At 56.9% G+C, this 14,954-nt stretch carries 15 protein-coding genes; 5 read left to right on the forward strand and 10 right to left on the reverse strand.

Translation table 11 applies throughout. The features are described 5' to 3' along the window. Positions 1-9 precede the first annotated feature (9 nt). The 4 genes from CHB79_RS13110 to lptM are packed head-to-tail and all read right to left on the reverse strand — an operon-like array spanning position 10 to position 2,922. Positions 10-708 (reverse strand): DUF484 family protein, encoded by a 699-nt coding sequence (locus CHB79_RS13110; protein WP_089360233.1) that lies wholly within the window; start codon positions 706-708, stop codon positions 10-12. After that, positions 705-1,535, reverse strand: coding sequence for a diaminopimelate epimerase (gene dapF / locus CHB79_RS13115; RefSeq protein ID WP_089360234.1), 831 nt, complete (start codon positions 1,533-1,535; stop codon positions 705-707). Before dapF ends, CHB79_RS13110 begins: the two co-directional genes overlap by 4 nt. Before the next feature lie 4 nt (positions 1,536-1,539). After that, positions 1,540-2,787: a diaminopimelate decarboxylase gene (gene lysA / locus CHB79_RS13120; protein ID WP_089360235.1), complete on the reverse strand. Its 1,248-nt coding sequence runs from the start codon at positions 2,785-2,787 to the stop codon at positions 1,540-1,542. Between the two features lie 9 nt (positions 2,788-2,796). After that, positions 2,797-2,922: an LPS translocon maturation chaperone LptM gene (gene lptM, locus CHB79_RS13125; protein WP_010489282.1), complete on the reverse strand. Its 126-nt coding sequence runs from the start codon at positions 2,920-2,922 to the stop codon at positions 2,797-2,799. Between the two features lie 180 nt (positions 2,923-3,102). On the opposite strand from lptM, the gene CHB79_RS13130 reads away from it, so the two are divergent. From CHB79_RS13130 to rnk, 4 genes are all read left to right on the forward strand, one after another. After that, a complete protein-coding gene (locus tag CHB79_RS13130) occupies positions 3,103-4,146 on the forward strand; it encodes an AraC family transcriptional regulator (protein ID WP_089360236.1) in 1,044 nt (347 codons plus the stop codon). 204 nt (positions 4,147-4,350) lie between these two features. Then, positions 4,351-4,683, forward strand: coding sequence for an iron donor protein CyaY (gene cyaY / locus CHB79_RS13135; RefSeq protein WP_010489287.1), 333 nt, complete (start codon positions 4,351-4,353; stop codon positions 4,681-4,683). After that, complete coding sequence (locus CHB79_RS13140) at positions 4,673-4,873, forward strand: DUF1289 domain-containing protein (RefSeq protein ID WP_089360237.1); 201 nt, start codon at positions 4,673-4,675, stop codon at positions 4,871-4,873. Before cyaY ends, CHB79_RS13140 begins: the two co-directional genes overlap by 11 nt. Before the next feature lie 254 nt (positions 4,874-5,127). Beyond that, positions 5,128-5,535: a nucleoside diphosphate kinase regulator gene (gene rnk, locus CHB79_RS13145; RefSeq protein ID WP_010489291.1), complete on the forward strand. Its 408-nt coding sequence runs from the start codon at positions 5,128-5,130 to the stop codon at positions 5,533-5,535. Between the two features lie 242 nt (positions 5,536-5,777). On the opposite strand, the gene CHB79_RS13150 is transcribed toward rnk, so the two are convergent. From CHB79_RS13150 to CHB79_RS13170, 5 genes are all read right to left on the reverse strand, one after another. Beyond that, positions 5,778-8,630: a class I adenylate cyclase gene (locus tag CHB79_RS13150; RefSeq protein ID WP_089360238.1), complete on the reverse strand. Its 2,853-nt coding sequence runs from the start codon at positions 8,628-8,630 to the stop codon at positions 5,778-5,780. Between the two features lie 91 nt (positions 8,631-8,721). After that, on the reverse strand, positions 8,722-10,740 hold the full coding sequence (locus CHB79_RS13155; RefSeq protein ID WP_089360239.1) for an EAL domain-containing protein: 2,019 nt from the start codon (positions 10,738-10,740) through the stop codon (positions 8,722-8,724). 273 nt (positions 10,741-11,013) lie between these two features. Continuing rightward, the gene (locus CHB79_RS13160) at positions 11,014-11,259 is read right to left on the reverse strand and encodes a TIGR02647 family protein (protein ID WP_089360240.1); all 246 of its coding nucleotides are present in this window, start codon (positions 11,257-11,259) and stop codon (positions 11,014-11,016) included. Between the two features lie 116 nt (positions 11,260-11,375). Next, positions 11,376-12,095, reverse strand: coding sequence for a substrate-binding periplasmic protein (locus tag CHB79_RS13165; RefSeq protein ID WP_089360241.1), 720 nt, complete (start codon positions 12,093-12,095; stop codon positions 11,376-11,378). A gap of 118 nt (positions 12,096-12,213) precedes the next feature. Next, positions 12,214-12,483: a hypothetical protein gene (locus CHB79_RS13170; RefSeq protein ID WP_089360242.1), complete on the reverse strand. Its 270-nt coding sequence runs from the start codon at positions 12,481-12,483 to the stop codon at positions 12,214-12,216. Between the two features lie 139 nt (positions 12,484-12,622). On the opposite strand from CHB79_RS13170, the gene CHB79_RS13175 reads away from it, so the two are divergent. Next, positions 12,623-13,294 (forward strand): glutathione S-transferase family protein, encoded by a 672-nt coding sequence (locus tag CHB79_RS13175; protein ID WP_010489302.1) that lies wholly within the window; start codon positions 12,623-12,625, stop codon positions 13,292-13,294. A 56-nt stretch (positions 13,295-13,350) separates the two neighbouring features. Here the strand turns inward: CHB79_RS13175 and argH are convergent, their stop codons facing one another. Further along, complete coding sequence (argH, locus tag CHB79_RS13180) at positions 13,351-14,745, reverse strand: argininosuccinate lyase (RefSeq protein WP_089360371.1); 1,395 nt, start codon at positions 14,743-14,745, stop codon at positions 13,351-13,353. Between the last annotated feature and the right edge of the window lie 209 nt (positions 14,746-14,954).

The following is a 14,954-nucleotide window of genomic DNA, read 5'->3' on the forward strand; positions in this document are numbered from 1 at the left end:
TTGAGTCGCCTAGCGAACCGAGCGAAGCGGGGTGGCGAAGCGAGGCAGTACGCGCGCCAGTACTTCGGCTATGTAGCCAAGGAACAGGGTGCCCAGGGAGCTTTTGTAATGCTGCGGGTCAGCGCTGCCAATGGCCAAGACGCCATGGGTGCCCTGATGAGTGATGGACACCACTGCCGCCGAGCCAACGTTGGCGGCTTCGCTCTTGCCGAACAAAAAGGCCAGTTCATGCTCGCGCAACACACCGCAAATGGTTTTGCCACCCGCCAGCAAGCCGCCAATGGCTTGATGCGCCTCGTTGCTGCTCATTGAGCGGCCGACCGGGAGCGGGTTGTCGCTGAACAGGATCAGGCTGACAAACGGTACCTGGAACTCGCTGCGCAGGCTGTCTTCGACACAGCTGACGATCTCTTCAAGGCTGGAGGCGTCAAGCATGTCGAGAACCAGGCGGCGGGTCTTCTCGAACAGGCGGTCGTTGTCGCGAGCCACATCCATCAGCTGTGACAAGCGGTGGCGCATGTCGATATTACGCTCACGCAGCAGGTTAACCTGACGTTCGACCAAGGAGACGGTGTCGCCACGTTGATGCGGGATGCGCAGTTCGGGAATCAAGTCATCGTGGTCGATGAAAAACTCCGGGTGCAGGCGCAGGTAAGCGGCCACTGTGGCTGAGTCGAGCGTTTTCGGTGAATCCTGCTGGTCACTCATAAGCGAACTTGTCCTTCGTATACGCGCACGGCGGGTCCGGTCATCATAACGGGCTGGCCGGGGCCTGCCCATTCAATCAGGAGCTTGCCGCCAGGCAACTCCAGTTGCACGGGCGAATCCATCCAGCCTTGGCTGATGGCGGCTACCGCAGCGGCGCAGGCGCCTGTTCCGCAGGCCTGGGTTTCACCAGCGCCCCGCTCCCAGACGCGCAACTTGCCGCGCTGGCGATCAATCACCTGGAGGAAGCCAACGTTAACCTTTTGCGGGAAGCGCGGGTGGTGCTCAAGCTTTGGGCCCAAGCCGTGGACATCGGCGGTTTCTGTGTTGTTGACGCGTAGCACCGCATGGGGGTTACCCATGGAAATGGCTGCCAGTTCAAGGGTTTGGCCATCGACTTCAACCGGGTAGCTAAGCGCCTGGGCGTCAGCCTGAAACGGGATCTGTTCCGGCACCAGGCGCGGCGGGCCCATGTCCACGGTAATCTGGCCGTCGTTGCGCACGTTCAGTTCGATGATGCCGCCTTTGGTTTCGACCCGAATCTGCTTTTTAGCCGTCAGTCGCTTGTCCAGAACGAAGCGTGCAAAGCAGCGCGCACCGTTGCCACACTGTTCGACTTCGCTGCCGTCGGAGTTGAAAATGCGGTAGCGAAAATCAACATCCGGATTGCTTGGCGGCTCGACGAGCAACAGTTGATCGAACCCCACGCCAGTGAAGCGGTCGCCCCACTGCTTGGCGTTCTTGGGCTGAATGTGCGCGTGCTGGCTGACCAGGTCGAGGACCATGAAGTCATTGCCGAGGCCGTGCATTTTGGTAAAGCGCAATAACATGGGGTTACTCCGGCAGACGGCTTTCGCCTGCATAGAGTTCGCTGTATGTCTCGCGGGCTCGTACTTCAATGGCGCGCTGATTATCCACCACCACCTCGGCGGCACGACCGCGGGTGTTGTAGTTGGAGCTCATCACGAAACCATAAGCGCCGGCTGAGCAAACGGCGAGCAAATCGCCCTCGGCCAGTGCCAGTTGGCGATCCTTGGCGAGAAAGTCACCGGTCTCGCAGATCGGCCCGACGATATCGTAGTTGCGGCCTTGGCCTTCGCGCGGTTTAACCGCGACTACATCCATCCACGCCTGGTAAAGCGCTGGGCGGATCAAGTCATTCATTGCCGCATCGACTATGGCGAAGTCTTTGTGTTCGGTGTGCTTGAGGTACTCGACCTGCGTCAGCAACACCCCTGCGTTGGCCACGATCGAGCGACCTGGCTCAAACAGCAGGGCCAGGTCGCGCCCGGCAATGCGCTCGCGTACGGCCTTGATGTAGTCACCCGCCAATGGCGGCTCTTCGTCACGGTATTGCACGCCGAGGCCGCCACCGAGGTCCAGGTGCTTGAGCGTAATGCCGCGTTCGGCCAGGCGATCGACCAGAACCAGCAGGCGATCAAGGGCGTCGAGAAACGGTGGCAGGGTGGTCAGCTGCGAGCCGATGTGGCAGTCGACCCCAATAATCTTCAGGTTTGGCAAGTCTGCGGCGCGGGCATAGACGTTCTCGGCGTCAGCAATGGCGATACCAAACTTGTTTTCCTTGAGGCCTGTCGAGATGTACGGGTGGGTGCCAGCATCAACGTCCGGGTTCACGCGCAGCGAAATGGGGGCTGTGACATTCATTTGCGCGGCAACTTCTTGCAGGCGCTCCAGTTCGTCGGTGGACTCAACGTTGAAGCAGTGCACGCCAACGCTCAACGCGCGCTGCATGTCGCTACGGGTTTTGCCGACACCGGAGAAAACGATTTTGTCGGCGCTGCCGCCGGCTGCCAGGACGCGTTCAAGCTCGCCACGGGAAACAATATCGAAGCCCGAGCCGAGGCGTGCCAGTATATTGAGCACACCCAGGTTGGAGTTGGCTTTTACCGCGAAGCAGACCAGGTGCTCCATGCCCTGCAGGGCATTGGCATAGGCTTTATATTGCGCTTCAATGTGCGCACGCGAGTAAACGTAGGTCGGCGTACCGAACCGTTCGGCAATGGCGGACAGCGCCACGCCTTCCGCGAACAGCTCGCCGTCGCGGTAGTTGAAGGCGTTCATATAGCGTCCTTATTCCGTTTGCGCTGCAGGTTCTTGTGTCTCGTCTGGCAGGTAAAGAGGGCCTTTTTGGCCGCAACCTGAGAGCACAGAACTGACAGCGACGATCGCGATAAGGGCAGTAAGCAGCCGCTTCATGTGGAAATCCTTGTAAAAAAACACTATTGAGCAGGAGTATACCGGCCCCCCGGCGGCTTGCCTATGCGCTAAAAAAGCCATGCGCACAGGGCGTCGTATTGCCAGCAGAGCCGCCGTCAGTCTCGCTCGGGGCCAGGAAAACCGGGCCAGGCAGCCAAACGTTCAGCCACAGGAGTCGAAATGGATACCCTTGCAGCGCTCACCAGCTCAGTCTCGGTTGCATATCTACAAGGGCTACTCGATTACCTTGAGCGCCAGGGCCAGCCTGTGGACAAGTTGCTCAAACAGCTCAAGTTGAGCCCCCAGCTACTGGCTCAGCGCGACCAGCGTATTGATGCGCAGCTGTATCTCCAGCTCCTTGAGTTCGGTGTCGACGCAACCGGCGATGACTGCCTTGGCCTGCATGTCGGCGAGTCGGTGCGCCCCGGCTATTATGGCGTGCTGGGTTATTTGATCATGAGCTGTGCGACCTTGGCTGATGCACTGCATCGCCAGGCACGCTACGCCACGCTGGTGGGGAACCTGGGCCAGGTTGACCTGGCCGACGAACCCGCGCGGGCTGGTCTCGAAGCACAGGTTGCACACAGCTGGCGGCCGCATTTGAAACAGCAGTCCCGGCAGTTGAGCGAGGAAACCTTGGCTGGCTGGATGACTTTCGGTCACTGGATCAGCGGTCTACAGACACCTCCGACCGAGGTGCGTTTTGAGCACAGCGCACCACTCGATACCCGTGAGCATCAACGGATTTTCCGATGCCCGGTGCTGTTTGACCAGGCCGATAACGCGCTGGTCTTTCCCAAGCGGTTACTCAGCACCCCGTTGAGCCAGGCCGATGTGCAAGTGCGCGGTATGTTTGATGCCTACGCCGACCGTCTGCTGGCGGATATAAAGCTGGGTAATAGCGTGCTGGACAAGGTGCGCCTGCAGTTGGTCAGGCAATTGTCGCAAGGCGCACCCGAGTTGGCGCAGATTGCCGAACAATTGGCCATGAGCCCGCGCACTTTGCAACGGCGACTCAGTGACGCGGGATTGTCGTTCAACCAACTACTTGAACAAACGCGCAAGCATATGGTGCTTGAGTACCTGGCCGACCCTGCGCTGGAGTTGAGTGAGATCGCCTATCTGGTTGGCTTCAGCGAAACCGGCTCCCTGGCGCGAGCCTTTCGCCGCTGGACCGGGCAAAGCCCCCATGAGTACCGTGCTTCGCGCGACGGACGTTGTTAAAATGCCAGCAAAGCTGACAAGCAATCAAAACTGGCTCAACATTGGGCCTTTGGCACCTTACACTTGACCGTCTTAATGATGGCAGCGCCAGAATCAGCGAAGCCGCCTCGACATGCAGGACGCATCTTTAATAGACGTCGAATTTTTCACCTCGGTCTTCACCTAAATGTTCTGCACGCTCCGAATTTCCTGAGGTATTTTGCAATGAGTTTGACCGAAGCCCGCTTTCACGACCTGGTAGATGCTACGCAGCAAGCGATAGAAGATATTTTTGATGACAGCGACCTGGATGTTGATCTGGAAAACTCGGCAGGAGTGCTGACCGTGCGCTTCGAGAATGGCAGTCAACTGATCCTGAGCCGCCAGGAACCTATCCGCCAGTTGTGGGTTGCGGCCAAGTCGGGCGGTTTCCACTTCGATTATGACCAGCCCAGCGAGCGTTGGATTTGCGATACCAGCGATGAGCTGCTCGGCGAGATGCTGGTGCGTATTACCCAGGAACAATCGGGCGCTGACCTTGAGTTCGATGAGCTCTGAACCGCTGGCTGCCGCGCCTGTGCGCATCGAGTCGCCCTGCCAGCGCCGTTGCTGCCTGGATGATGACGATACCTGTTTGGGTTGTGGCCGAACCCTGGATGAAATTCGTGCGTGGAATGAATCCGATGCCCAGCAGCGCTTGGCCATCTGCCAGCGCGCCAGCCAACGGCTGTTGCAGGCCAATGGCTGATGGCTGGGCGGCCATCGGTGAAGAGGGGCAAGCAGGTAGGCCAATATAGTGGGTCTAAATCAGAATATCGTCTGGTTTGACGCTGTACCGCGAGGCTACCAGGTTTTCACATAGTCCCTTGGTGGTCTTGTTTATTTAATTGGCTGTGGTACGTTCAGCTTCATCACTTGTTAAAAACCCCGTCTTTCTGGCGGGGTTTTTGCTTTTTTAGGCTTCGGCTCAAGATTCGTCCTTCAAGGAGAACAGCGTTCACCATGAGCAGCGCACCGGCAATCACCATTACCCGCCTCGACATGCAGCGTCTCGAACGTTTGCTCGATGGCCTCGACGACTTTGGCCCAGGTGCTGTCGCGTTGCAGGCTGAACTCGATCGTGCAGATGTTATCGGTCATGACGAAGTGCCTGCGGGCCTCGTTACCATGAACTCGCGCGTGCATTGTCGCGAAGAGAGCAGTGGCAAGGATTACCACCTCACCCTGGTCTATCCGCAAGATGCTGGTGGTGAAGGCAAGGTTTCGATTCTTGCGCCAGTCGGTAGCGCTTTGCTGGGCCTGAGCGTTGGCCAGCATATCGACTGGACCAGCCCCAATGGCAAGGTTCTCAAACTGACCTTGTTGGCGGTTGAATATCAGCCCGAAGCCGCTGGCGAATATACGCGCTAGGAACCCTCTGAAAACTACTGCGCTCGATATTACTGCGTTAGAAAACTGCTCACAGCCTTTAGGCTGAACGCACTTCAGTGCGGCCCCGAAACGGTGAGCAAAGCGAATCAAATGCTCATTTACAGCACGTAAAGTCGAGCGCGACCCCGGTCACTTTTTCGCAGTTTTTGACTCGCTGCGCTCGCCCTGGTACTGAAAGAGGCTCCCGCGTGGGGCCTCTTTGGTTGCATATGCACTTGCCTTCAGGCGTTGTGCAGGGCCATGTTCAAGGCCGCTTCCAGCGTGGTTTTGTAGCGCAGATAGTGCAAGGTCTGGATTTTTTCTTCGGTAACAATGGCGGACAAGTCCACATCGGTGATGTAGCAGGGGTAGCGTTCGCCGCCGCGGCGATGAGCCAGAATGTGTTGCGCCACTGCCGCGTACAGGTCCCCGGCATATTGCAGCTGCGAAAACTCCTGATGGTTGCAGTACAGTGTCACGCGCACACCCTTGGCGCCCGCCGGGTTGATAATCGCCTGAACATCATAGAACGGATGGTTGATCGGTGACTGCGGCGCCTCGCACGGGATCAAGGACTTGGCATTGCCCGGCGCATCGGGCAGCACTTGGTAATAGAGCACTTCGGGCGGTGTCTGCAATTGCTCGGCCATGCTTTGCAGTGCGTTGCGGCGATACAGCAATGATTGCAAAAAACGCTGGATGGGCGTTAACAGGCAGTGTTCATCGGTAAACGGCAGGCGCTGGCGCCATAGTGCATTGCGTTCATCGAGGACGCTGAGCTCAGCTTCCCCACCGTTGCCGACAATACGGTAGAACACCTGAATGCAATCTGGCTTGGCCGTCGGCAAGATCAGGCCAAGATCGTCATCTTGCAACGCGCTGCGGTCAACATGCAGTGCGCCGGCCTGGTTGTGTGGGCTACCCAGGTGTTCGATCAATTGGTTGATGTCGTCCAGGCTGCTGTAGCTGACCGGAGTGGCGCCCAGTTCAAGCACATGGAAGCGCTGCCGGGTTTGTATGATGTAGCGCTGGCGCAGCGCGGTCCTGTGGATGCTCTGGACCTGGTTGAATAACTCCTCGACGCGTTCGGCGATGGTCATCGCCCTGTTGCGGCAGTAGCAGCGTATCTGCAACTTGGGTGGTGGCGCGTCCTTGGGCAAGCGATTGAGATAGGCCTGCAGGCAATCGATCAAGGCACTCTGGCCGCTGTAGCGATGGACGCTCAACTCGTTCCAGCTATTGAGGCTGACTTGATCAATACTCTGCACCAGGTTTTCCCGTACGCCTGAATATCCGAGGGCGTCGATCCGCTCGGTGGTCATGTGTACATTCATCTGGCTGTGCTGCTTGAGTGGGTCGAGACCAACATTAATCAGCAGCAACACCATGCTTGGCTGGCTTTTTATGCGCAATGCCGCCTCGCCAACAGGTGGCAGCGGCAGGGTCAGCGACTGGCGTAGGCTGAGCAGGAGGTTGGATAGTTCGAACTCCGTCAGGTCGCTGCTGCCTGGATGCAAGGATATCCGGGTACCGCTGTCTATGATCCCGTTGAAATGACTCCAGGCCAGTAATTCAATCAAGTCACGGGTGCGCTTGATGGGGGCGAAGTTCGGCCAGTCTTGTGCGCCCAGGCTGCCACTGAATAGAGCCCACTGTTGCTCACTGGGCGCTTCGGGGCTGGGCGAATTGACCAGGGTAATGGTGTCTTCACCGAGGTCAGGGGCTATGCCTGGATTGATAAGCTCGACCTTGGCAGCCTTGCGCTCGAATGCGGCATACAGGCGTCTGCCGAGAATGGCCAGGTCCTGGTGGCTGACTGTGCTGGAGCCGCGCAGGTTGCGGCTTAATTGCACCAGGAAGCGGTAGCTGTAGGTCAGCTCATTGACCAGCATGTGCCGCTCGGTCTTGACCTGGCGTACTTTCCACTGGCTGCGGCTGTCGAGCAGTGCCAGCTTGCGCCTATCCCATTGCCATTCGCTGCTCAGGCGCTCGAGCAGCACGCGTTGCCAGCTTTTGACGCCATTGCGTGGCGGTCGGCTGAGTTTTTTGTTGGCTTTCAGGTACAGGCAACGGCGAATCAACTCAAGACGTTGGTGTTCGTTGCGCTCCAGCAAATATTCTTCAATCCGCCGATAGACGACTATGTATGGGTCGAGTTCATCAAGCTCCAGCTTATTGGCGAATACCGCATGCTTGAAGCGCAGCGACAGGCACTCAACCCTTGGATGTTCGCTGGCATAAATCTCGGTAAGCAGCAGCTTGAGCACAGACTTGTAGGGCGACCTGATGCCTTTGTACAGCTGCCACAACCCCGCACCAATGAATTCGCCAGGAGGAATATGTGCAAGGCTGCCTAGATCAAGTGTTTCATCGTGGCGAACGAAGCGCTTCTCAAGCAGGGTCTGGGCATAGCTTTGGTAACGCGATTCCTCGAATGCAGGCACCAGCCACCACATGGGCGTGCGCCCGCCGAGCCAGATGGCGGTGCGATAAAACTCGTCGAGCAACAAGTAATGCTGGGTCGTGCCGCAGTCATCTGAGGTGAGTTGTGAGCCGCGCTCACCGAGGCGAAACCGCTCGGGATCGATCAAGAAGAAATGCACTTCACTGCCTTGGGTTGCGGCCCAGACTTCAAGCAGTGAGCACTTCTTGCGCAATTCCTCCAGCGCTTGCTCGTTAAGCCCGGGGGCATGACACAGCCACAAGTCCATATCACTCTGATCTGCCTGAGCCAAAGTGCCCAGGCTGCCCATCAGGAACAGCCCGAGCAGCGGTGACTGCTGCTTGCCGCGCGGTGCTTTGTAGGTAAAGGCACGGGTCAGGCGTTGCGCCTGTGCGAGTACCTCGTCATCAGGTTCGTATCCGCAAAGGCCGGACGGAGTGCTGCCGGACACGTAACCGGGGAGCATGGGGTGATTGACATGGAGCAGCAGCGGCAGCAGTTTCAGCACAAATTGCTGGCGCGTTGACAGCGCTTGGTTGGCGCGCAACAGGCGTCCCTGGTTGACCCGCAAAAAACGTTTGCGCAGCTGTGTGAGCGCCTTGCGGTCGATGCCGTCGTCAAGGTCGGGACGAATTTCTTGATTACCGGGCATGCTGTCAATCTGCTATGGGGTCACTGGCAAAAGCGCGCAAACAGTATTTAAGCCTGTATCGGCAGTGCTGGTTTTTTCTGAAGCAAAGACGTCAGGAACTTGGTTTACGGCTCAGGGAAAAGGCTTTTGCCTGGGCAGCGGGCAGTGCCTTGGCGTACAGCCAGCCCTGGACATACTGCACGCCACTGGCTTTGACAAAGTCGGCCTGCTCAGCTGTTTCAACCCCTTCAGCAATCAAATTAAAGCCCAGGCTGCGGCACAGGTAACAGGTTTGCCGGTAGAGAATCCGGCCCTTGAGCTCATTGGCATTTTCCAGAATGCTCCGGTCCAGCTTAATACCGTCAACCTTGATCCGGCTCAATAGGCTCAGGCTGGAAAACCCTGTGCCAAAGTCATCCAGTAAAAAGCTGAAGCCCAGGGCCTTGAGCCTGGCCATGCTGTTTTCAATTCGATCCAGTTCGAGCATGAATGCGGACTCGAGAATTTCAATCTCGATACGGGGGCCGTAACTGCCGAGGCGATCAATCAGCGTGCCGAGCAATTGCGGATCAGTGATGTTGTTGGGGTCAAGGTTGATACTGATTTTCGGGTTGAAGCCTTCCTGCTCCCAGCTGGCGATGTCTTCGGCCACGGTATCGATGACAAATCGGTCGATAATGTGCGAATAGCCCGCGCGCTGAAAGGCCTCCACAAAGTAAGGACCCTTGATTGTTCCGGCGTCATCGATAATACGCAGCAGGGCTTCAAAACCGACGACTTGATTGGTTTCAAGCGACAGCTTGGGTTGGTAATGCAGTTGCAGGTCGCCGGACAGTACATCCTTGATGGTTTTTTCCAGGTCGATCTCGGCACGCAGGGACTCAGATTGCTTTTGCAAATACTGGCGCTCGATAACGCGGCCGATATCGTCATTGAGTTGAATGCGCTTGACCAGCTCCTTGTCGACGTCATGGCGCTCTGGCATCAGCGTAAGGCGTTTAACGAAGGGCAGGTAGATGCAGGTGCTGACCAGGATCAAACCCACTTGGAGCAAGGCCGTGCTTATATTGCCGCTGGCAATATAAGCATTGAGCAAAGGGGGGGTAATCCAGGGAAACGGGTGGCCATTGAAGCTGAAGTAACCGGTTGCTATCGCCGCATAGGCAATTAAAAAATTCACCAGGGGTGCGGCAATGAATGGCACCAGCAGGCGTGGGTTGAATACGATGGGCAGGCCATAAATCAGTATTTCATTAATGTTGAACAGGGCAAAGGGCGCTGCGATTTTTGCAAGACGCCGTGATGTCGGGTCTGAGGTGCCTATGAAAATTGCAATGAGCAGCGACAAGGTGGCGCCACTGCCGCCGAATATCACAAACAGGTTTATAAACTGGCCGGTTGTCAGTTGGGGAGCCAGAAGCTGGGCGCCATTCTCCATGCCGGTCAACAATAAATAGGCGTTGTCACCATGGACGCCAATGGCCCAGAACAGGTGGGTCAACAAGGTGCGTACAAAGAGTTGTGCGCTGAGGTCTTCATTGCTGAAGGTTTCGATCAACGGAGCCAGGGTCCAAGTCGCCACTAGCGTCATCAGTGCGCCAGCGACCAGTAGCAGAACAAAGCAGACCAGTGTCGGTATAAGGCTATTGAGGTGCTGTTTCAGGTAGCTGCTCAGGAGTTTGCCGGTCACCAGTTTCCAGGCATTTATCGCCGTCAGTGGGCGCAATAGGTAGGCCGCCAGAATAGGCAGTATTACCGCTCGGGGATCGCCGAGTAGGGTCGTTATGTAGTTTGTATTCGAACCATTGTTGAACGTGGGGATATGCAGGGCAAGCAAGCTGCTAAGTGCAAGTGCACAGACGACCATCGCCGAGAGGTGTAAGTGCTTGGCAAAGTGGAATGACAATGAAATCAGTGCAAGCAATGGAAACAGCTGTGAAAGTTGAAAGCTGAACAGCCCAAGCCAATGGGTGATTTGGATTAGCAGGGGGTCTTTAACGGATGCGACTTCAAACAGTGCAAGGATTAAAGAAATAAATGACGCAGCCAGAATAAAGGGCAAGAGTGCGATAAACGACTCTCGAATCGAGATCAGAAAGGTGCTGCCGAGCGGCGTGCGGTGGTGTGACATTATTAGCCATGTCCCGATGCTGGCCTGCAGTCTACCCCATACTTTCGATGGCACATAATGTGATTGCGCGGCGTTTGGATCTTTTAACCAGGCAGGAAAAATCTTGTGTTGTCGGTCTCAAATACGCCATGAAACAGCTGCATTTATCAAAGGTTTATGGCTGTGGACACACTGGCTGTTGGTTCACAGGCCAAGCCGAAAACCGGTCGTGCTGGACTTTCGCGGGTGCATGCGCAAGCGGCGCCAATGAGCGTCCGCTTGCTTGAGTTGTATTCAGGCAGGCTGTGGTTCGGAGAGAATTCCCAGCAGCACCTGGGTGTGCTCGACCGCGTCGAGTCCGAGGCTGGTCAGGTAGCCACCGTCATCAAGCGAGATCAGGCCTTTCGCATGGAGACGCCGAGCGGCTGCTATCGCGGCGGGCGATGCCGTGTGGTGTACTTTGAGCCCTTCTTTGGTGTTACCCAGGTTGTACATCGAGAGAATTTCGAGTTCGGCAATAAGTTCGGGGGTAAAGGCCATAAGTACTCCAGCTATTGTTTTAGGGAACTGCTGAAAATCGTTTGGACTCGGGGTAATGCTGATAAACCCCTATCTGTGGCGGCTTGCGTATTGAATCCAGTGTAGCCAAGCATTACTCAGTCTGCTGCGCTCTGATGACGCCAGTGGTCGAGTATCCGCTGATAGGTGCCGTTTGTGTGGATGATTTGCATGCCCTGATCAAAGTGGCTGATCAAGTCCGCTGCGCGCGGGTCTTTGCGGGTAAAGCTCAGGAACACCCGTGCATGGGTCAGCGTGGCAACGGGGGTGAATGCGCCTTTGAGTTCAGCCCTCTCGGCAAACAATGCTTCGGCTGTTCCGCGATAGGCAGCGGCGTAGTCAACTCGCCCTCGCTGGAGCATCAGGAATCCATTAAGGTCGCGCCTCACCGGAACGCGCTTGAAGCTGGTCATTGAATCGAATTCGGGACCGTACTCATAACCTATGGTGACCGCCACCGATTGTTTGGCCAACGCAGCCAGGCTGGTCATGGGCTTGGCTGTTTTGCTGTTCGCCCACAGCAGGATGTCGTCGTTGAACAATGGATACTTCGGCAGCAGGTATTGGCTGGCGATCTGCTTGTTGGGCAAGGTATTGAAACAGGCCATTATCTCGCCGCGTTGTGCGGTATCCATACAGCGCGAGTAAGGGTAGGGCACCAGTTCGATATCGACATTACTGGCGGCAAACGCTGCGCGAACGATGTCTACCGACATGCCCTGAATCTCGCCATTGCGAAATGCTGTGTAGGGAAACCAGTCGTCCTCGGCACCTATGCGAAAGGTTTCCGCCTGCACCAGGCTCGGGCCAAGGCTCAATAGTAGACATAATATTGCGCGGCTGAGCCTATGGTTCACTCGATTACGACCTCCACTGTGATCAAGGCGGGTAACAGCCTTTGCCGATTGTGATGGTTGCAACCACTGCGCACCGGTATTACTCGGGGAGTTCTGGCAATGAGCGTAAACCCAGTTCGTAGCGCTGCAGGTTAAACGGCTGGTCAGTTTCAAGCATGCTGTTGACCTCATACGCCAGCACTTGAGCCATCAACTGCAGGATCTCTTCTCGCTCGTAGCCCACCAGTGTCAGCTTGTTCAGGGTCGCTAGGGCCGTTGCGGGCTCGCCCGCCGCGATCTGGTTCTCGACGGCTTCGATCAAGCGTTCTTCGGCGAAAGCCTGGTCTTCGTTATCTTCAATGTCGCTCATACCGGTCTCGTGGGCAGCTAGAGTTTGCAGTGTGCCAGTCTGTTGGGGCTTTCGCCATTCACTGTTCTGATAAGACTAGCCATCTGGCGCGGTGCAGGTCTATAACCCTGGCTTGGGAAACCTATTGGAGTCTGCCGAAATGTTGAAACTGTATGGATTCGCCGTAAGCAACTACTACAACATGGTCAAGTTCGCCTTGCTGGAAAAAGGCATGGCGTTCGAGGAAGTGCCCTTCCATCCTGACCAGAGTGAGCAGAGTCTCAACATTAGCCCGCGTGGCAAAGTCCCCGCATTGGGGACTGACCAGGGCTACATGAGTGAAACCAGCGTTATCCTCGAATACATCGAAGAGACGGGCAGCGGCAAATCCTTGCTGCCGAGCGAGCCTTTCGCACGGGCTCAGGTCCGAGCCCTGATGCGCGAGATTGAGTTGTATATCGAGTTGCCGGCCCGTTTGGGTTATCCACAGGCTTTTTTCGGCATGCAGATCGCGCCGGCGTTGCAGGAAAAGTGCAAGCTGGAGCTGCTGGCCGGGGTCGCCGCATTGAAGCGACATGGCAAATTCACGCCTTATGTCGCCGGGGACAGCCTGACGCTCGCGGATGTGTACTTCCTGTACAGCCTTGACCTGGCTTGCGCCGTTGCCCAGAAGTTGTTTGATATTGATTTACTGGCCGATTTTCCGCAGGCGGGCAAATTGCTTGCTCAGCTGAACAGGCTGGAGTCTGTGCAGAAAATTGCGGCGGATAAAGAAGCCAACATGCCAGAGTTCATGGCGATGATTAAGGCGCGGGCCCAGGCGAATGCCTGAGTAACAAGCAAATACAGGCGGCAAGTATGATCTTGTCGCCTGGTTAGCCAAGGTGCTTAACGGCTGGCCAGCAATGCCTCGCCGCGTTTAACCGCAGCCAGGACTTGTGCCGGTGCGGTGCCACCAATGTGGTCACGGGCATTGACCGAGCCTTCGAGGGTCAGCACGTCAAATACGTCGGCATCGATTTGGTCGCTGAATACGCGCAATTCATCCAGTGTCATTTCGGCGAGGTCCTTGCCGGTATCCACACCGAATTTAACCGCATGGCCGACAATCTCGTGGCAGTCACGGAATGGCAAGCCTTTGCGCACCAGGTAATCCGCCAGGTCGGTCGCGGTGGAGAAACCGCGCAAGGCGGCTTCACGCATGATTGCATGCTTGGGCTTGATCGCCGGGATCATGTCGGCAAATGCGCGCAGGCTGTCACGCAGCGTGTCGGCAGCGTCGAACAGGGGCTCCTTGTCTTCCTGGTTGTCCTTGTTGTAGGCCAGGGGTTGGCCTTTCATCAGGGTCAGCAGGCCGGTCAGTGCGCCAAACACACGACCGGTCTTGCCGCGCACCAGCTCCGGTACGTCCGGGTTTTTCTTTTGCGGCATGATCGAACTGCCGGTGCAGAAGCGATCAGGCAGCTCGATAAATTGGAACTGGGCGCTTGTCCACAGCACCAGTTCTTCGGAGAAGCGCGACAGGTGCATCATCGCAATGCTTGCCGCCGCGCAGAATTCGATGGCGAAGTCGCGGTCGGAAACGCCATCTAGCGAGTTGCCGCCAACGCTGTCAAAACCCAGCAGTTCGGCGGTTATTTCGCGTTGAATCGGGTAGGTTGTCCCGGCCAGCGCGGCCGAGCCCAGCGGCATGCGGTTGGTGCGCTTGCGGCAATCCACCAGGCGCTCATAGTCACGAGACAGCATTTCGAACCAGGCCAGCAAGTGGTGGCCAAAGGTGACTGGCTGAGCCGTTTGCAGGTGGGTGAAGCCCGGCATGATGGTTTCGGCTTCGCGTTGTGCCTGCTCAAGCAAGCCCTGCTGCAGGCGTGTGATTTCACCGAGGATGATGTCGATCTCGTCACGCAGCCACAGGCGAATGTCGGTTGCGACCTGGTCATTACGGCTGCGCCCGGTGTGCAGTTTTTTACCGGTGATGCCGATCAGGTCTGTCAGGCGGGCCTCGATGTTCATGTGCACGTCTTCGCGCTCGATGCTCCAGTCGAACTGACCGGCTTCGATTTCGTGCTTAACCTTGCCCAGGCCCTCGATAATGCTGTCGCGCTCTGCTTCACTGAGCACACCGACTTTGGCGAGCATGGTCGCGTGGGCAATCGAGCCCATGATGTCGTGACGGTAAAGACGCTTGTCGAATTCGACAGAGGCGGTGAAACGGGCGACGAAGGCGTCGACTGGCTCGCTGAAGCGGCCGCCCCAGGATTGGTTGGTCTGTTCAGTGCTCATGAGTTCGCTCGGCTGGTGCGCTAGTTCGGCCAGTTTGCAGCCACGCATGCTTAAAGTTATCAACAGGCTGTGAGGGCGCCTGAAGTCAGCTTGGGGCAGCGGGTCGCAACCGGCGTGACGGATACTTTGAGCGATAATAACAGGGCTCACCGGCAAAATCGCCGGGTGCGCGTCGTCCAGGGGCTGCGCAATGTGCTTACCGGTCCAGG

It is taken from the genome of Pseudomonas segetis, assembly GCF_900188155.1.
Taxonomy (GTDB): Bacteria; Pseudomonadota; Gammaproteobacteria; order Pseudomonadales; family Pseudomonadaceae; genus Aquipseudomonas; species Aquipseudomonas segetis.